11 protein-coding genes are annotated in these 18,592 nt (G+C 45.4%); 7 read left to right on the plus strand and 4 right to left on the minus strand.

What is annotated here, in order from left to right; genetic code table 11:
• The 3 genes from rpsR to dnaB all read left to right on the plus strand — a co-directional run.
• On the plus strand, window positions 1-110 hold a 110-nt coding region (rpsR, locus tag B2089_RS07845; protein WP_296686652.1), incomplete at its 5' end, for a 30S ribosomal protein S18.
• A 74-nt stretch (window positions 111-184) separates the two neighbouring features.
• On the plus strand, window positions 185-733 hold the full coding sequence (gene rplI, locus B2089_RS07850) for a 50S ribosomal protein L9 (RefSeq protein ID WP_296323152.1): 549 nt from the start codon (window positions 185-187) through the stop codon (window positions 731-733).
• A gap of 95 nt (window positions 734-828) precedes the next feature.
• Entirely contained in the window at window positions 829-2,160 is a 1,332-nt protein-coding gene (gene dnaB / locus B2089_RS07855) for a replicative DNA helicase (protein ID WP_296323155.1), read from the plus strand.
• A gap of 83 nt (window positions 2,161-2,243) precedes the next feature.
• Here dnaB and B2089_RS07860 read toward each other — a convergent pair whose 3' ends face one another.
• From B2089_RS07860 to rlmD, 3 genes are all read right to left on the minus strand, one after another.
• A complete protein-coding gene (locus B2089_RS07860) occupies window positions 2,244-4,097 on the minus strand; it encodes a P83/100 family protein (protein WP_296323157.1) in 1,854 nt (617 codons plus the stop codon).
• Between the two features lie 79 nt (window positions 4,098-4,176).
• On the minus strand, window positions 4,177-5,994 hold the full coding sequence (locus B2089_RS07865; protein WP_296323160.1) for a PQQ-binding-like beta-propeller repeat protein: 1,818 nt from the start codon (window positions 5,992-5,994) through the stop codon (window positions 4,177-4,179).
• Between the two features lie 16 nt (window positions 5,995-6,010).
• Window positions 6,011-7,273, minus strand: coding sequence for a 23S rRNA (uracil(1939)-C(5))-methyltransferase RlmD (gene rlmD / locus B2089_RS07870; protein ID WP_296323163.1), 1,263 nt, complete (start codon window positions 7,271-7,273; stop codon window positions 6,011-6,013).
• A gap of 89 nt (window positions 7,274-7,362) precedes the next feature.
• Here rlmD and mnmA point away from each other — a divergent pair, with 89 nt between their 5' ends.
• Window positions 7,363-8,559: a tRNA 2-thiouridine(34) synthase MnmA gene (gene mnmA / locus B2089_RS07875; protein WP_296323166.1), complete on the plus strand. Its 1,197-nt coding sequence runs from the start codon at window positions 7,363-7,365 to the stop codon at window positions 8,557-8,559.
• A 4-nt stretch (window positions 8,560-8,563) separates the two neighbouring features.
• Here mnmA and pcnB read toward each other — a convergent pair whose 3' ends face one another.
• A complete protein-coding gene (gene pcnB / locus B2089_RS07880) occupies window positions 8,564-9,649 on the minus strand; it encodes a polynucleotide adenylyltransferase PcnB (protein WP_296323168.1) in 1,086 nt (361 codons plus the stop codon).
• A 79-nt stretch (window positions 9,650-9,728) separates the two neighbouring features.
• Here pcnB and B2089_RS07885 point away from each other — a divergent pair, with 79 nt between their 5' ends.
• From B2089_RS07885 to B2089_RS07895, 3 genes are all read left to right on the plus strand, one after another.
• The gene (locus B2089_RS07885; RefSeq protein WP_296323170.1) at window positions 9,729-10,595 is read left to right on the plus strand and encodes a phosphoribosylaminoimidazolesuccinocarboxamide synthase; all 867 of its coding nucleotides are present in this window, start codon (window positions 9,729-9,731) and stop codon (window positions 10,593-10,595) included.
• Window positions 10,596-10,696: 101 nt separating this feature from the next.
• On the plus strand, window positions 10,697-12,874 hold the full coding sequence (locus tag B2089_RS07890) for a sodium-translocating pyrophosphatase (RefSeq protein ID WP_296323173.1): 2,178 nt from the start codon (window positions 10,697-10,699) through the stop codon (window positions 12,872-12,874).
• Window positions 12,875-13,099: 225 nt separating this feature from the next.
• On the plus strand, window positions 13,100-18,586 hold the full coding sequence (locus B2089_RS07895; RefSeq protein ID WP_296323177.1) for a hypothetical protein: 5,487 nt from the start codon (window positions 13,100-13,102) through the stop codon (window positions 18,584-18,586).
• Window positions 18,587-18,592: the final 6 nt, after the last annotated feature.

Consider the following 18,592-nt stretch of genomic DNA (forward strand, 5'->3'; position numbering starts at 1 on the left):
AGATTCTTCCACGCCGCATCACAGGCACATGTGCAAAACACCAGCGCGAGCTCACTGTAGCTATCAAACGCGCACGCAACATCTGCTTGTTGCCATTCGTTACAGAGTAAATCTAAAATCTTAAGCCTCACGATCCAACTCCTGGTGACGCGGGGCGCAAATAATACAAGAGGAGCTTGTTAAAATGAAAGTTATTCTTTATACAGATGTAAAACACCTTGGTGAAATGGGTGATGTTAAAAATGTTGCAAACGGATACGCTCGCAATTTCCTTTTCCCACACATGTATGCAGTTCCATACAATGATCAGACTGTAGCTTACTTCGAGTCTCGCAAAGAAGAAATCGAAGCACGCAAAGAACAGAAGCGAAAGGATGCTGCAAGCCTCAAAGACAAACTTGAAGCATTGGCAATCGAACTCAAAGTTCCTGCTGCTGCAAACGGCAAACTCTTTGGATCAGTTACATCACTCACAGTTTCTGAATTCTTGGCTAAGAACGGATTTGAAGTTGAACGCAAACGAATCGAAATTCCTGGCGTTACAATCAAATCTGTTGGCAACTATCACTGTACAATCCACCTTTATGAAGCTCAGACTGCAGAAGTTAAAATTGCTGTAATCGCACAGGAAGATTCTTCCGCAAAAAAAGAAGCTCCTAAAAAGGCTGAAAAAGCAGCAAAAGAAGAGTCTGCTCCTGCAGAAGAAGCTTCTGCTGAAGAGAAGTCAGAGTAACTTAAATAGAAATTACCTCATGTAATTTCTGCTTTGAAAATAAAAAGGGCTGTCTTTTTAGGCAGTCCTTTTTTGTCATACGAAGGGAGAAAATCATGGATTCTGTTTTGAAAGATACGATACCGCCTCACAATGATGAGGCAGAACGCGCAACTCTGGGTGCAATGCTCCTGAATTGGGGAGCGGTCAGTTCTATTGCAACGCTTTTGCGGGCCGAGCATTTTTATTCTCAGCAGAATCAAGTTATTTTCCGCGCAATGATGCGGCTCTTCTCAAAAGGAGAAACTTGCGACACTCTGGCGCTTGTGGAAGAGCTTTCAAAAAGCGGTCAGCTTGACGCTTCGGGAGGAGCGGCCTATATCGCTTCCCTTACGGATGTTGTTCCGACGGCAGCAAATATCGAATATTATGCAAAAATTGTCTTTGAGCGCGCAACACGCCGAAGTCTTATCGATGTTTCCCAGCAAATAAAAGCCTCAGCTTTCGATGAAACAAGGGATTCAAAACTCATCCTTGAGGAAGCTGAAAAAAAGATTTTTGACCTTGCCGACAACGAGCAGACAACAGTCGTTCATTCCATGGGCGATATCGTTCCGCTCACCGTGGACATGATTGAAAAAAACTACAAGAGCAAGAACACTTTTACGGGCATTCCGTCAGGTTTCTCAAAACTCGACACAATGACCAGCGGCTTCCAAAAGGCAGAGCTTATCATTATTGGTGCCCGCCCTTCAATGGGAAAAACCGCCCTCGCCCTCAACATGATGGAGCATATCGCCGTCACAAAAAAGATTCCCTGCGGCTTTTTCTCTTTGGAAATGTCCCATGTGCAGATTGGGCAGCGTCTCCTGTCTCAGAATGCCAGAATCGCCGGCACAAAACTGCGAACAGGTATGCTAAAACTCGACGATTTCCAGAAAATCAATGACGCTGCTGGCCGTTGCTATGATGCGCCTCTTTACATCGTGGACACTCCGAACATGCAGCTTATTGACTTGCGTGCCATGGCTCGGCGCATGAGAACAAATCAAAAAGTTGAGATTATCTTCATCGACTATATCGGTTTAATTGCCACAGAAAACAGCGCAGCTCCTGTCTACGAACAGGTAAGTGAGATTTCTAAATCTCTAAAATCCCTCGCACGAGAGCTGAACATTCCTATTGTAGCCCTTTGTCAGGTAAGCCGAGACGCAGAGGGCAATGAGCCTTCACTAAATCAACTCCGTGGCTCAGGCTCAATCGAACAAGATGCGGATGTAGTTATGTTCATTCATAGGGAAAGAAAAAAGCAGGAAGAAGGTGAGGCAGAGCCAGTACAGGACGCAAAAATCATCGTGGCAAAACAGCGAAACGGTCCGATTGGCGATGTTCCGCTCCTCTTCCTCAGTTCAATCACGCGCTTTGAAAACAGAGCAAATGAAGAATAAGTTTTTCAAATAAACAAAAAAAAAGCCCTTCGCCTTGAAAAGTAACTCAAAACGAAGGGCTTTTGCTTTTTATTCAGCTTGCATTATTTTGCGCTATTGTAAAGATTTGAAGCTGAATTAACTGTCTTTTGAATGATATTCTGACCATTAGAGCTTGAAGCCGGAGAAATGCTAGAAAGGTCTTTCGGGTTCAAGATGATTGGAGTATCATTTGAGTCGTTTACGAGGATGCCTTTAGAGGTAATGGTAATTGGTGTAGCAGCGTTTACTGTTACAGTAGAACGGAGAAGATTCTCTACATTACCATTGTATTTACCAATATAGTGATTTGAACCTTCCTTAATTACACAGTAATAGCTTCCGTCTTTTTCGATAAGAACAGATGTCTCTGCAAGAATCTCTTTACTCTCAGCAGCAATTTCAAGATTCTTTTTGTCAATTTGAACGAGACGAACTGCACCGTTACCGAAGTTTGTTCCAGCGATTGCAATAAAGTTCTCACCGTCTTCGTAAGCAGTTCTTCCTCGAATAACCGTTACTGGAGACTCTTTGATAACAGTTCCATCCTGAGTGTTCATCTTAACAAGTCCAGAAGCAACGCCTGCATCATCAATATTCTTTAAACCGTACATGACATTTTCATCTTGATTCTTTGATGACTCAGCGATAAGTTCCTGCTGATCTTTTGCAATTGAAGTACGCTCCTCCTGAGCCTCATTGCGTTTCTGGTCAGCGGCATTCTGAGCATTGTCGGCAGAGGTCTGAGCCTGAGAAGCGCTTTCTGCCTGTGCCTCAGTTTTTTGGGCCTGAGAATCAGCTTCTTTCTGTGCCGAAGCAGCTTCTTTTTGAGCAGAATCAGCTTCTTTCTGAGCTGATGTTGCTTCATTCTGTGCCGAAGCAGCATCCTTCTTTGCTTGATCAGCTTCTTTCTGAGCGTCAGCGGCATTTTTCTGAGCCTCGGCATCATTTGGATTCTGCTTTGCATTTTTCTTCGCATCGTCAGCGGCTTTTTGAGCAGCGGCAGCATCAGCCTTTGCCTTTTCTGCATCAGCCTTTGCCTTTTCCGCATCAGCCTTTGCCTTTTCTGCGGCAGCTTTTGCTTCTGCAGCTTTTTTGTCAGCTTCAGCCTGCTTTTTCTGTTCCTCAGCGAGTTTAGCCTTTTCTGCGTCAGCCTTTGCCTGAGCGTCATCGGCTTTTTCCTGTGCATTGTCAGCCTCGCGTTCCTTGATGTCTACCATATCTTTGCGGGCATCAATTCCCTTGTCTTCTTCACCCTGCATTGATTTAACGACTTCTTTATCTGAAATGAGGGATGTATCGACAGTGCTCAAGCCTCCATTCAAGTCGTAGAGAGGAATGATAATCTGAGTTTTGCCAGGCCAATCCTGATAATTTGTTGACAGACCAACTATAGAAGATGAGAGATTGTTGATAACAACATCTTTGTATTTTGGTTTGAAATAATCGAGATTACCACGATAAACGGCATTGTATACAGTTACGAATGTTGCGATTGTATCAGCATCTTTGTTTGAATAGCCGTATGCCGCAGACAGATAGGCTGAAATAATGCGTCGCAAGTTAGTGATATGATCAACGGTGGCGTCTTTTCCAATGATTATGATGTCGGCGTCCATCTTTTCTTTTACGCTAGGATCGACGGCATGAATCACCTGATATCGGTTTGACGAACCGAAAGTTCCAGCTTTTTGGGTATTTCCTTTTACAGATTCTCCAAGTCCGGAACCAATCTGACGAATCTGCTCAATTGTATTGATTACAGAATGTGGGCCAGAATAATTTCGGAAGACAATCGTATCAGCAGCCCCTGCGCTCTGCAACTCGTTTCGATTGACTTCAAGTGCATTCACTCCTGCTGTTACAAAAAAAAGTGCAAGGCAAGAAAATACATTTTTTAAGACTTTTTTAGCGTTCATTAAATCCTCCTTTAAAGAACAGAAAAAGTATATCACATATTTAAGGCAAATGCCACAAATTGATTAGGGTATATGAAAATTATTTTTTCTCAAGATCAATCATTTTTGTAAGGACATCTCTGGCATAATCACGCACGGACTTATCATACTGAGGATAAAAAAGATGAGAGATAATATTCTTTCCCTGCCTGTTAAGGGCAGGCCGCCCCATGTAGCGGCAAATCTCATAAGTCGCATCGCAAACGGCTTTCAAGAGCAAAGTTTCCGACGGCTGAATTTTCCCCATGACAAGATTTTCCAAAGACTGAAGCATCTGACCGTTTTCATCATAGGCACAAATACCAGCAAAAGAGACAATAGAAAGCAACTGACTCGAATCCATTTGGCTTGACAATAAGCTGGCAAAATAAAGGGAAAATTCCCTTGTTCCTGTTTTTGCCATGAGATATAGAAGATTTTGCGTATAGACGGCATTTTCAGCAAAAAAATTATTGTATGTCCGACTTTGGAAAGCAGCCTGAGTTGAATAAGATTTAATGTAATTATCCGCTTCTGTTTTTAAAAGAGAAAGATATTCTTCTTCATGCAGACCATAATCACCTTTTTTGAAAGCATCGGAAATTTCACTCATTTTTTGCAAAGAAAGCTCACGGATACCGTACTCATCCGCAATGGGATTCGGAGCTTTTGCTTTTATATATGAAATTTGTGCCGGCTTTGATTTTGCTGTTTTTTTTGATTTTGTAGTTTGATTCATCAGATAGGCTTTCATAGTCCAGTCTTTCATGCATAGGACTATGTAATTTTTATTTGTATAGAACATGGAATTCCATTTTGAGGTCTGGGGAAGTTTTGCAACATAAAGAATCGTACCTTCCTCATTGAATTCACAGGCAGAATAAGAGCCGCTTATAAAAAAACCTGATGGAGTAGAGCGGGCTAATTTAAAATCAGCAGGAGCAATCTGACCAACTTGAAAGCGATTTAAAATTTCTCCAGAATCAGTTTTTACGATAACAGCCTCAGTTCTGGAAGAATTCTGAAAGAAAAAAGCGGAATTTAATGTCTCAGGCGAATAACAGATTGAGAAAGCTCCCACTGTGTTTCCTGAACCATTCACCCATTTTGAGTCTGCAACTCCATTCTCTCCGACAGTCACAAGCCCAAGTGAGCCGTTTTTGAGAGAGACCAAGACACCTTTCTCGCATGTTTTCAGGGCTGAAACTATGCCTGAAAAAGTAATGTCTTCAAGTCTCACGCCAAAAGGAGAATATCGGTTGGCAACAGAACAATTGTTTTTCGGATTCTTCAAAACTAAAAGCAAACTCCCATCATCAAGAATTTCAATGGGAAATGCGGCAAGCTCCGGTGTATCTGCCTTCCATTTTCGGTTTCCGTCAATGCCATAACAAGCTATGCCCTTTTTTCCGCGGACATAGACCCGGCCGTCCCGCCCCACAAGAGGAAAATCCGTGATTTTAAAAGGACAATTCACTGTCCAGAGAGTAAGGCCGGAGGGATTAACAAGACTCAAATGGGAAGAATCAGTGACAACATAGAGAAAATCACCGAAAGCTGAGATATAGGGACTTGGCCGTCCTTTTATGCTTCTCTGCCAGATTACATTTCCCGCACTGGTACAGGCAGAAAGAAGGCGGCCGTCACTCAAAAGGGCAACTCCGTAGGAAGTCTCAATACACGGAGAAACTGCCACTCCGCCGATGACAGCCTGCCAAGATGGTTCCTGAGTGGTCAAATCTGCCGTGCGCAAAGCCTTCTGCGAGAAAATGAGGAACGAGGAATTAGAAATCAGGAATGTAAGGATAAATGCCTTTATGATATTTTTTTTTGATTTTGGGAGGAAGATGCCTATCCATTTCCATTTTTCATTTTCCATTTTCACTTATTCCTTTTTACTCGGTGTACTCGAAATTCGCCAGGGATTCAATGTGAGCGGTATGAGGGTAAAAATCCAGGAGATAGAGCTTTGAGAGCCTGTATCCTGCTTTTACGAGGAAATGAGCGTCACGGGCGTGGGTGCTGGGATTGCAGCTGACGGAGCGGATTTGGGGGATTTTTGACCGGCAGAGCCACTGACAGACAGCCTTTTCCATGCCAGAGCGTGGAGGGTCAATCACCACGGCTTCAAAAGGACCGTTGTTGGCAATGTAATTTTCCGCGCTGAATTTAATCCAGTTCTCGCCGGAAAGCCCGAAACTCTCGTGATTCCTGCCCCGGAGATTTTCCTCGGCAAAGACGATTGCGTCCCGGTTATGCTCCACCATGCAAACCTTGTCGAATAAATCCGCAAGGAAGACAGAGAAAGTGCCACAGCCAGAGTACATGTCCAGAAGATTTCGGCCTCCCATGTTGACCGTGATTTCTGAAATCGTTTTTTCAAGGACAGAAAGATTGGACTGAAAAAAGCCCTGCACGTCAAAGGCTATGCTTTTTCCCAGCAAGTTGACTTGGCAGCGGTTATTCTGATTCAGGGTAGTTCCCGCAAAGTGGCGGTTGGACTGCAAGCGGAGCTTTTCTTTTCGCTTTGAGGAAGCTCCCTGCACTTTGATTTCTTTTTGAGCCTTTTCCCGCTCCTGGGCAACGATGACCTTACTTACAGAAGGATTTTGCGAGAAAATGCCCTCCGTTATGACCCGCTCGTCTCCGAAAAGGTGAACGCGGCCCCGTGGCCGGGCAGCTTGAGCCGTATTTTTTAGATAGCCGTTGATTTCTTTCGTGGCGATGGGGCAGCTTTCAAGACTGATGATTTCATTGCTCATTTTTTTGTTAAAGCCGCCGTCGGTGAGCTGGATTCGGGAACGGTAATTTTTGTCTTCGGATGAAAGAACTTCGATTGGCGGACATTGGATTCCCTCACGCTCAAAAGAGTCTTTTAAAATCGCTTTCCTTAACTCAATCTGGTATTCAGAATCAATATGCTGCAAGTTACAGCCGCCGCAAGAGCCGTAAAGAGGGCAGAAGGGCTGGACACGGTGGGGAGATGGCTTAAGGATTTTAGTGATTTTCGCAAGGTCATAGTCCCGGAAAGATTTTGTGATTTCGATTTCAAGCTCTTCATCTGGAAGGGCGTAGGGAATAAAAACATTCTTTCCGTTTACGCGGGCAAGACAATCCCCACCAGCAACCATTTTTTCTGTGCGTACGATTTGAGACATTTCAATAATATAATCAAAAAAAGGACTTTCTACAACATTCACAAAAGTCATCTTTCAATTAATTCAACCTTGTGCTACAATAGGCAAATATGATTAATGAAGTTTCAGATTACGAAGTTTTAGATATGCCCAAAGCGGGCGACAGGGTTGTTGTCGGCATGAGCGGCGGCGTGGATTCAACTTTGACAGCCCTCATGCTGAAGGAAAAGGGCTGCACGGTCATCGGTGTCACTATGTCCTTGTGGGACGGTCATTTACCCGAAATCAAAAGCGAAAAGAAGATGCGGGAAGCCTGCTATGGACCTGGCGAAGAAGAGAATATCGAAGAATGTCAGAAATTCTGCGCCGAGCACGGAATCGAATATCATGTGATTGAAGTTCAGGAAACTTACAAAGAAAAAGTCCTTGAATATTTCAAGGCAGAATACCGGGCGGGCAGGACCCCAAACCCCTGTATCCAGTGCAACCGCCACATCAAATTCGGCGCCCTTTTGGACGGAATCGAAAATCTGGGCATTGACTACGATTATTTCTGCACAGGCCACTACGCTAAAATCGTCCGGCCAAAAAAAGGTCTTTTCGGAAGCGAAGAGCGCCCCTGCATGATTGCCACCGCCGCCGACATCACCAAAGACCAGACATATTTTATTCACCGCATTCCAAGCCGGGTTTTGGAAAAGGTGCGATTTCCCCTTGCCACGATGAAAAAGAGTGAGGTTTTCGAGCTGGCAAAAAAAGCAAATCTTGAGGCCGCAAACCGTGAAGAAAGTCAGGATTTTATCGGGGAAGAATATTTTGACATCCTCTTTTCTGACAAGCCTTCCGTTCCCGGTGACATCATAGACCTTGACGGGCATGTCCTTGGCCGCCACAAGGGAATCGAGCATTATACGATTGGTCAGAGGCGGGGACTGGGAGTTGCCGTAAGCTATCCGGTCTATGTTCAGGCAATCGACGCGAAAAACAATGTGGTGGTTCTCGCCCCCAACGATGCCTTAAATTCCAGCGCCCTCATCGCAGACGATTTTGTCTGGCCGGCAGACCTTGAGCCACCAGAAGGCGAGGAATTTGAAGCCGATGTAAAAATAAGGCTTGCAAGCCGCCCCGTAAAAGCAAAAATCAGCCGCTACACTCCGGGCGAGGACGACACTTTCTCCTACAAAGGCCAGCCCTGGCTCGTGACATTCGCCGAGCAGCAGAGGGCAGTAGCCCCCGGTCAGAGCGCAGTCCTCTACAAAGACAATGTGATTCTGGGTGGAGGGATTATTGCGAAAGCGATAAAATAATTTTCTAACTTCTACCTTTCTTTTTCCCAAGCCTGACGCCAACTCCCAGCTGGGTGAGGGTGTTTTTGATGGCGTATTCAAGCTCGGTTCGCTGGGGATTCATGGGAAGCACGAAATGGCGGCACTGGTTCCAGGTTTTCGTGTAAAGCTCGCCGGCCGCGCTCTTGGTGGAGACTTCCTTTTTCCAGTCGGTGAGGGAAGAGATAAAATCGTAGACCAAGTAAGTGAGCCTTTTTCCAAGTCGGGATTCAGGCTCTGTCTTAACGAGGGAATCAAGCTCCTTTAAGTGAAGCATGTATTTTTTTTCGTATGAGCGATCCGCGTACATGAGGGCACAGGCAGATGGCTGAAGATACATGAAAATATCCGCGTCCATTGCCGCGCTCACGATTTCGAAAGAATGCCCTGAATTAATGATTTTAAGCAATTCCTCAGTGAGGCGGGAAGGCGAGACAGGCGAGAGCAGGTGGGCGCTCTTACGGATTTTTGATTTGAGGGAGTGGGGAAGCTTACAACCAGTGGTGGCGCTGTATTTTACCGCGCGGAGCATACGAACAGGGTCTTCCACAAAGATTCTGTCCAGCGGAATGACCGGGTGAATCACTTTCTTTTTTATGTCCTCGACTCCGTTCACATAGTCTATGACATGTTCTTTGATGGGGTCGTAGTAAAGGGCGTTGAGGGTAAAATCCCGCCGCTGGACATCCTCGTCCATAGTTCCGAAGGAATTTCCCACAGAACCGTCACATATTGAGCGGAAAGTTGAGACCTCAAATATTTTCTGACCGAAAAAGACATGAACCAGACGGAAGCGTTTTCCGATAATCCGTGAATTTCGGAAGAGTTTCTTGATTTTTGAAGGGGTAGCCTCAGTTACGATGTCAAAATCCTTGGGCTTTTTGCCTACAATAAGGTCACGAACAGCCCCGCCAACTATATAGGCATCAAATCCACATTCACGCAAATGCCTGATAATGTAAAGTGCGTCGGGGTCAACCTGACTTACCGGAATCTTATGTTCTTCTTTTGTATAGATAACAGCCTTTTTAACTGGCTTACCCCTGCTGTCTGAAGAATAACGAACTAACACAATGCAGACACTATAATATTTTCTCGCGTCTTGTTCAACTTTAAAAATAAGAATAGACTGTAGGCATTAGGAGCTAAAAATGAAAAAGATTATCAGCGGTAAAGTCCGCGAAGTTTATGATTTGGAAGACGGCCGCATGGTCATCGTCACCACAGACCGCATCTCTGCTTTCGATGTGATTCTTCCGACCATGATTACCGACAAGGGCAAGGTCTTGAACGCCCTCTCAAATTTCTGGTTCGATTTGACTAAGGACATCACCAAGAACCACATGATTTCTTCAAATCTGAAGGATATGCCATCTGAATTCCAGAAGCCTGAGTATGAGGGACGCACGATTCTTGTCAAAAAGCTCAAGATGATTCCTTACGAGGTCATCGTCCGCGGCTACATGTTCGGAAGTATGTACGAGGCCTACAAAAAGGGCGAGCCTTTCCTCGGTCACTCATTCACGAAAAAATACGAGCAGGCCGAAAAACTCGATGAGCCAATCGTTACTCCTTCGACAAAAGCCGCAGAGGGCCACGACATCAATGTCACCATCGACTATATGAAGGAAGACCTTGACAAGCTTTATCCTGGAAAGGATTTGGGAAGCAAAATCGAGAAGACAGCCCTTGCAATCTACAAGAAATGCTACGAGCACGCCGCAAAGAACGGAATCATCATCGCTGACACGAAATTCGAGTTCGGCCTTGACGAGAACGGCGACCTTGTTTTGGGCGACGAAGTCCTCACTCCGGATTCAAGCCGCTTCTGGAACGCAGCCGAATACAAAGTAGGAACAAGCCCTGCAAGCTACGACAAGCAGTTTATCCGCGACTGGCTCAAAGAGCACAACCTTGCCGGCGACCCCAACATCAAGGAAGTTCCGGCTGATGTGGTCAAAAAGACCAGCGAACTTTACCACGAGTGCGTGCGTAAAATCACCGGAAAAGATTTGTAAAATATCAGAAAAATCCATTTTTTCTTACAAAATTTGAATAAACCGATGTGGTAAGATATTCTCGTCAGAAAATTTTCAAAAAGTTTCTGCAAGGAGTATCAATGAACTTCATCGGTTTATTGCTTTTGGCAGCCCTTGCTGCTTTAGCATACGCGGCTTTTAACTTCTTTAAAGTTAAAAAGCTGGAAGAAGGAACGGAACAGATGGCAAAAATCGCCTCTGCAATCCGTGTCGGAGCCAACACATTCATCGAGTATGAATACAAAGTGTTGGTCTGGGTCGTTCTTATCGTTGCCGTAATCGTCTGGCTCGCTTTGGACTGGTATGTTGCCGTAGCCCTTTTGCTCGGCTCTTGTATGTCTGCCTCTGCAGGCTTTATCGGCATGAAAATCGCAACTTACGCGAATGTCCGCGTAACCAACGAGGCCCGCAAGACAGAGAACATCGGTCAGACCTTAAAAGTCGCTTTCCGTGGCGGTTCTGTAATGGGCTTGTGCGTAGGCGGTTTCGCCCTTTTGGGTCTCGGAATCGTTTTCTGCGTATTCGGGCTGGGCTTAGGCTGGCTGGACTCTCTTGAAACGGCTAAATGCTGGCTCACAAAAATCGAAATCATTAAATTCCCCAACATTCTTTCTGGTTATGCTTTGGGCTGCTCAATGGTCGCAATGTTCAACCGTGTAGGCGGCGGAATCTACACAAAGGCCGCTGATATGGGTGCTGACCTGGTCGGAAAAACAGAGGCTCACATTCCTGAGGATGATCCCCGTAACCCTGCCACAATCGCTGACAATGTTGGCGACAATGTAGGTGATGTCGCAGGTCTCGGCTCAGATCTTCTTGAAAGCTATGTTGCTTCAATCGTTGCGGCAATTGCCCTGGCATACAACCTCATCGTAAAGGTAGGCGTTCCTTCTGACTCACTCAACGCCCTTTACACATTCCCGCTTGCTTTCGCTGCTTGTGGTCTTTTGGCCTGTATCATCGGCGTTGCTTCGCTTTTGGTCAAAAATCTTTCAAAATCAAAGAAAGTTCACCAGCAGCTGAACGCGGCCACATGGATTGGTGCCGGAATCACACTGGTTGCCGGGGTCGTTCTTTCATACTTCCTTTTCAACAACAAGGGACTTGATTTTGCCGCTCTCGGCTTTAAGGCCGGCTGGGCTTCTCCATTCATTGGCGGGGCAGTGGGTGTCGTAGCAGGTATCTTAATCGGTATCGTCGCTGAATATTACACATCTTCTGACTACAATCCCACAAAACGCCTTGCAGAGGCAAGCCGCGAGGGTTCAGCCCTTACAATCACTTCAGGTCTTGCCCTGGGTATGAACTCTTGTATGCTTCCATGTATCATCCTAGGGCTTGGAATCATCCTTGCTTACTATCTTGCAGGTCTTTACGGTGTTGCGATGAGCGCAATGGGTATGCTCTCATTCGTCTCGCTCACTGTTTCTGTAGACACTTACGGCCCGATTTCGGACAATGCCGGCGGTATTGCCGAGATGTCTAAACTCCCTGAAGGCGTCCGCGAAATCACCGACACCCTTGATGCTGTGGGAAACACAACCGCCGCCATCGGAAAGGGCTTTGCAATCGGTTCAGGCGGTCTTGCAGCCCTCTCACTCATGCTCTCATACATGTATTCAATTCCAGGCGAAAAGCTCACCGGCGGAGTTCCGCAGCTCAACATCATGGAGCCGATGACTCTGGCAGGTGCAATCGTAGGCGGCGCAATCCCATTCTTGTTCTCAGGCATGTTGATTGACGCTGTCGCAAACGCAGCACGAAAAATGGTTGAGGAAGTTCGCCGTCAGTTCAAGGAAAATCCTGGCATTTTGGCAGGGACCAGCGATCCTGACTACAAAACCTGTATCGGAATCTCAACAAAAGGCTCAATCGGCCAGATGAAGGTTCCGGCTCTCATGGCAGTAGTAATTCCTGTTGTGTGCGGTCTCTTGTTCGGAGCAAACTTCGTCGGCGGTATTTTGATTGGCTCTACAATCTGTGCGATTATGATTGCTTTGTTCACTGGAAACTCCGGCGGAGCCTGGGACAACGGCAAGAAGTACATCGAGCAGGGCGGCCTTGAAGGAATCAAAAAAGGCGGCGAGGGCTATGACGCAGTTCATGATGCGGCAGTAGTCGGCGACACTGTAGGTGACCCGCTCAAAGACACTGTAGGCCCCTGTATGGACATCTTCATCAAGATTATGTCTACAGTCTCACTTGTAGCAGTTTCAGTTTTCGCCCACTACAACTTGTGGGCAGTCCTCTTTAACTAAGTCATAATTTTTAATGCATAATTCACAATTGCCAGCTTTTCTGCACAAGGCAGTGTGGATTATGCATTTTTTCTGCGAATCAAAAACACGAATTTTTTAGACTTTTTGGAATTCTTAATAAAAATTAAGGAAAAAAAATCAGCAAAAAACATATAAAAGACTTTATTTATAAGAAAAACAGAAGTATCCTATAGGAAATAAAATTATAAAAAGTCAGAGGTGTCTATGAATAAAAAATCATTCGCGCCGCAAATGTTTTCTACGCTGTTTTTCTCCATCGTCCTCTTTGTGTCTTTGTTTCTTTCATGCAACATGGATGTCGGCTTAGGCGAGGAAGTCGATCTTGAAGCCCCTGTAATATCCGTACGCTCACTCGTTTCATCCACGACAGAACTGGACTCAACAGAATTGACGGGTGCAATTTTTGTTAAAAAGAACATCACCATCAAAGGAACGGCCACGGACAACAAAAAAGTTGAATCCGTTCAAATCTGGACTAAATACTCAAACGAGACCTCATACTCACACCTTACGAATGCCTCTCTGTCTGGAACAGAGTGGAAAGCCGATATCAGTTTTCCAAAAGAAGGCGCTGTTTTCGTCCGCTTTTTGGCGGTAGATGGAAGCGACAACTCTTCTCCAAAATCTTCCCGCGTAATCACGCTTTTCGTCGATGAGACAGCCCCTGTCGCCTCGGCATGGTACATTGACCGCGAAATCAACGGCATTCAGTACAATCTTCGCGACCTTGAAACCCTCAAAGAGCTAGACCTCAATGCCACCGAAAACAAGGATGCCGCGCAAAACGAGCAGTTCAAGATTTCTGCCACGGTCACAGAAGCAATGGGCATACAGTTCGTAAAAATGAAGATTCTCGACGAAGAGGGTAATCTGATTCTTACAAAAGAAAAAACCGATGACTCAAGTTTATATGCGCCTGTATTTGAGGTAAAAAAGTCAGAGCTCATTGCAGGAAAATCTGCGCTTTCAAGCGGGGCTTACACAAGCGACGGAAAGGCCGCATCTCACTTCCTCCATGTCATTTATGACTCAGCAGATGTCACAAATCCAACAAACGAAGTTGAAAATGCAGAAATTGACGGCGGATACTTTATCTGGCTTCCTGAAAACGACATTCCAAGAATAAGCATTTCAGATTTATCGGCAAATGATAATAATGACGGCACAATCAACCTGCATGTAAAAGACTCCCTCAGTATCACGATTTTCGATGACGATGCCCTGGCCAGCGCAAAATGTACCCTGAGCGGCACAGGCTATACGACTACAACAAAAAACTGGACAGCTACAAACAACGAGCGGGAGACGGTAATGGCACTCTCAATGCCTGAAACTCCGACAACGCTCACCCTTAAAGTTGAGGCAGCTGCGGCCACATGTAACACCCAAAATTCCTCAAGCAAAAATGTTACAAAAACCTATACCGTAAATGTCACAGACGATTCAACTCCGCTACTGCTTATCTCAGAGCCATCTAACAATACTACGCCGGCAGTTTCTATGTCTTTGGACAACTCTAGTGCCACTGTCACGGTAAAAGGCCAGTCTTATGACACGGCAGGCTGTAACTATCTGCTGTTCGTATGGGTTCCAGATTCTCTCCAAAGCTCAAGCAAACTCACCACGGCAAGCAACTATCTCAACAGCCTTACATCGTATCCGGCGGCAAATTCTTCTCCGACAACAATTTCAAGCGGGGATTATGCAGGTCTTAAAGTGTGGAGCGTTACTCTCAAATCGGAAACCATTGAAAGTGGATTTAAAAAACAAGATTTCGACTTCACTTTTGACTTAATGAGTGATTTCACCTGCAACGGCACTAACGAAAAAGCAAATAGCAAATACTTCCTGGCCCGCCTTGTGCGAACAGATGGCAAATACTCTGACAACGAGTACACTCTCACCGCTGATGATTTGCTTCCGACTATCGTGGGCATTACTCCAAGTCAGGACATGCAGATTCAAGAAGTAGGCTCTGACCTAGTCCTTGAATTCTACGGAAAAAAAGACTCTGGTCTTGCAATGGATTCAAGCAAATACAAAATCGAACTTGTCGGCTACAAAGACGAGGTTGAAGACAGCAAGCCTGTCCCATATACCGAAGGCGGGAAAGCCAAAAATTATGAGCTTTCTGGAGAATACAAGACAGGCATTGCCGATTCATCTATGAAAACATATCAGGCAACAATCTCTAAAGACTTCCTCGTCGCATGTAATAATGAAGGCGTCAAGCCGAAATTCCAATTCTATGCCACGGACTTATTCGGCAACGAGGGAACTGCTCAATACACGGTCGTGCTCTCAAGCCTTCCACAGCTCAAGTCACTCTCTTCAACCTCATCAACAATCCGAAAGCTGGGGGATGAAATCATCATTTATGCTTCTTTCAGTGACACGGTAAGCGTGGCGAACGGCAGCAAGGCTTACATCAAGCTTGCGGGAATCAGCGGAAGCGCGACAAACAGAGACAAGGCTTTCTACAAAGAAGGCTCTGGCTCAACAACATTACAGTTCAGCTACACTGTACAGGAAGGAGACTCTTCTTCTTGTCTCTATATCAACAACTCCACAGGAACGCCTATCGTAGTAAACGGTGACACGACTCTTTCAAATGGCGCTCATTTGGATACGCTTGACTCAACAGTATACCCTCATACGGAAACTATCAAACCAAGTAACAAGACAATCCAAATTGACGGAACTCCGCCAAGCGTATCAAGTATTACATTTACAAGCACGGCAGATTCTACAAAGAACAAAGACACAAATGGTGTAACATGGCTCAATGAAGGAAAAACGCTCACGGCAACGATTAAAATGAGCGAAGCCGTACAGATTCAAGGAAGCCCGAAATTTATAATCAAAGTCGGCTCAACTGAAATGTACCTTCCTTTTGCAAGCAAAAACGACAGCGAAAAGACCATTACATTCCAAAAGAAAATCTCATCAGAGGACGCTGATCCAGAAGGAGAAATCACCTACATTCCGTCAAAGTGTATTAAAAACGGTACTAGCGGAGAAAATAACAGTGCCGAAATCGTAGACAGTTTTGGAAATGTCCTCACCCTAAATGCAAGCACGGTATCGAAAAAAGCAAACTTTGGAATCGATACGACGCCGCCAGTAAGTCCAACAGTTACGATTAAAGACGCAAGCTCAGGCTCGACTGTTTCTTCCACAAAATACAACAAGCCGGTTCTTGTAATCGTGAGCGATGCAAATGAAAAGTCTACGGAATTCTCAAAAGATGCAGGAAGTTCTTGGGATGAATACAAAAACGACGGAAGTACAAACGGAATCAATACTGCCGGCGCATACACCATTACGGCACGCCGAACCGATTGGGCGGGAAATATCTCTGACTACGCAGATCCGATTTCGCTTGACATCAATACAAATTTCCCAAGCTTCACCGTAGAGTGCCAGAGCGCGGACGGCAACTACAAGGCTGGAAAGACGCTCACTTTTAAAGTGCAGTTCGCAAACAAGGTTAAAGTCACTGGCGAAGGCGCCTACATTCAGATGAGTAAATTCTATGATACAGACACCGTAGGAACTGGTGCAAACGACGGTAAAGCTCTTCTTACAGGAACTGGAAGTTCAAAATCAACAATAACACTCAACACAGAAATTGACTCAGCGACATTCGTTTACGAAGTTCAAGACCCTGATGAGTTCACTCTCAAAATCGAACAGGACGGAGTAAAACTCAATGGCTTTGAGGACAGCTACGGAATCGCATGGGACGAAAGCTCGAAACTTGCTGCCTCATATCCACGAAGCGCAATCCATTGTGACGGAGTAGCTCCAAAAGTCGTGAGCATGACACCAAGCGGAACGAAAACTAGTGCAAGCGATGGACTTTCTGTTTACGCGCAGGGCAATGTAATTAAACTCGTATTCAGTGAGGAAATCCAGAAGGCAAGCGGAAATTTAATATTGCGGCAGGTTAAACTCTGGCCACTTCCACCGGTTTTGAGCGCAACGGACTTCAATACAATCTGCAATGAGCTTGACTCTGACGGAAAAGAATACCTTGCAATGCGAGACTCTGACGGAAGCTACCTTGAGGACGCACAGCCAGATATCGGTTTGACAAATGCTATGGTTCCTGTCCTTGATTTATATCACGGAAGAGGGCAGTATGTCGGACCCTACAAAAAATCAATGCAAGGAATAAAACTGGGTACGAGCAACACCTATGTTCCAGATACGGAAACTAAATTCGTGCTTGACTTTGACATCGATATTTGGGAAACAGATAAAGAGCATTATTTCGGAAAAACATATACGACATACACTCAATCTGATTTCAACAAAAACACAGCCTTCCAGAACGGCAGGCTTAAAATAACAGAGCCAAACAGTTCTTCAAACGGCTCTCTGCGTACTGCACAAGGAATCCGCGATGTGCTTGAGAAGGCTGGTTACCATGAGCGAGTTCTTGATGTCACATCTGCAAGCGTTGTTTTAGGCTCTGACAACAAGACTGTCACAATTACATTCCCCCAAGGTCTCTGCGACACTAGTGCTGATTTACCTTACGGCCGTGAATGGGAACTTGTCATCGAAAAAGGCGCCTTCATGGATGCAACAGGAAACGAATTCGGTGCAGAAGCAAACGGTACGATAGCAAAAGCAGATGCAGTTCAGGCGTCAGACGGAAGCAAAAAACAGCTTACTGTCGGAACAAGCGTTTCAAGTGAGTATGGCACTTATTCAGGCGCGTGGGGAAGGGCAAGAGCTTTAATCACTGACGGCTCAAATCCTCTAGTCCTTATTCAGGACGGAACTAAAGACTCATTCTACTCAGACAAGGTCGCCTCTCCTGTCGTCCGCGTTGACCGCTACAGCTACGGATTTGGAATTTATCAGAGTGATTCCAGCGGAAACAAAGCTAGCATTATCGCCGATAAGGAAAGCACAATAAACGGAACGAAAATCGCAAACGGCGTGACTTACGCCGATGCCGTGAAGCCGACGGGCTATGTGCGCACCCGTATCGACTGTGAGACAAAAAATTCCCTTGTGTCATACACAAAGGCAACGGCTTCATATTCAACAAGCTCAACTCGCACGGAAACATATAATCCTAACGGCAACAATTATCCTCTTGTAGAACTTTATGAGCCCACAAATCCCTCATCACTGACAAGTTTCTCTGGGTATACCACTGAGACCGTTTCTGATAAGAGCAATGTGAGCCTGATTTTCGCGGGCGGAAATGGAAAATACAATGAAGCCTGCAAGCAGTTTATTGTCGCAACAGCTACTCGGACTGGATTTACATCTTCTAATACAGGAGCTGAGGGAATCTGGCAGACAGTCGTGTGCTATAACCCTCCAAAGAAAAGCGGAATTAACGGAGAAGGAGTCGCTTCGAATCGTGAAGGTTACAGGAATTACTATATCCGAGGAACAACAGGCTTTGGCGGTGAGCCTTATATCTCACCCTTCCCACTTCGCGGAGGATTGCTTGGAACGCCTTATGTGCGCGCGACTTACCGTGAGAATAACGGAACTACAACCACAACACCATATTATTGGGTAAGCTATGAAGTGCTTGTCGAGTCTTCATTCCTAGGAAGAGGAAGTCCTGGAACAGGATGGACATGGAACAGCAATGGATGTGATCAGGGCAAGATGGAACCTGGTGCTCTTTCTGTTATTACAGGAATGTATCTGTACTAAGGCGAA

This window comes from Treponema sp. UBA3813 (assembly GCA_002368605.1).
In the GTDB taxonomy this organism is placed as follows: domain Bacteria; phylum Spirochaetota; class Spirochaetia; order Treponematales; family Treponemataceae; genus Treponema_D.

What these genes read in the sequence shown, in the direction of transcription:
- rplI (WP_296323152.1), top strand. Translation starts at nt 185, where the DNA reads ATGAAAGTTATTCTTTATACAGATGTAAAACACCTTGGTGAAATGGGT.
- dnaB (WP_296323155.1), top strand. Translation starts at nt 829, where the DNA reads ATGGATTCTGTTTTGAAAGATACGATACCGCCTCACAATGATGAGGCA.
- B2089_RS07860 (WP_296323157.1), bottom strand. Translation starts at nt 4,097, where the DNA reads ATGAACGCTAAAAAAGTCTTAAAAAATGTATTTTCTTGCCTTGCACTT.
- B2089_RS07865 (WP_296323160.1), bottom strand. Translation starts at nt 5,994, where the DNA reads ATGGAAAATGAAAAATGGAAATGGATAGGCATCTTCCTCCCAAAATCA.
- rlmD (WP_296323163.1), bottom strand. Translation starts at nt 7,273, where the DNA reads ATGTCTCAAATCGTACGCACAGAAAAAATGGTTGCTGGTGGGGATTGT.
- mnmA (WP_296323166.1), top strand. Translation starts at nt 7,363, where the DNA reads ATGATTAATGAAGTTTCAGATTACGAAGTTTTAGATATGCCCAAAGCG.
- B2089_RS07885 (WP_296323170.1), top strand. Translation starts at nt 9,729, where the DNA reads ATGAAAAAGATTATCAGCGGTAAAGTCCGCGAAGTTTATGATTTGGAA.
- B2089_RS07890 (WP_296323173.1), top strand. Translation starts at nt 10,697, where the DNA reads ATGAACTTCATCGGTTTATTGCTTTTGGCAGCCCTTGCTGCTTTAGCA.
- B2089_RS07895 (WP_296323177.1), top strand. Translation starts at nt 13,100, where the DNA reads ATGAATAAAAAATCATTCGCGCCGCAAATGTTTTCTACGCTGTTTTTC.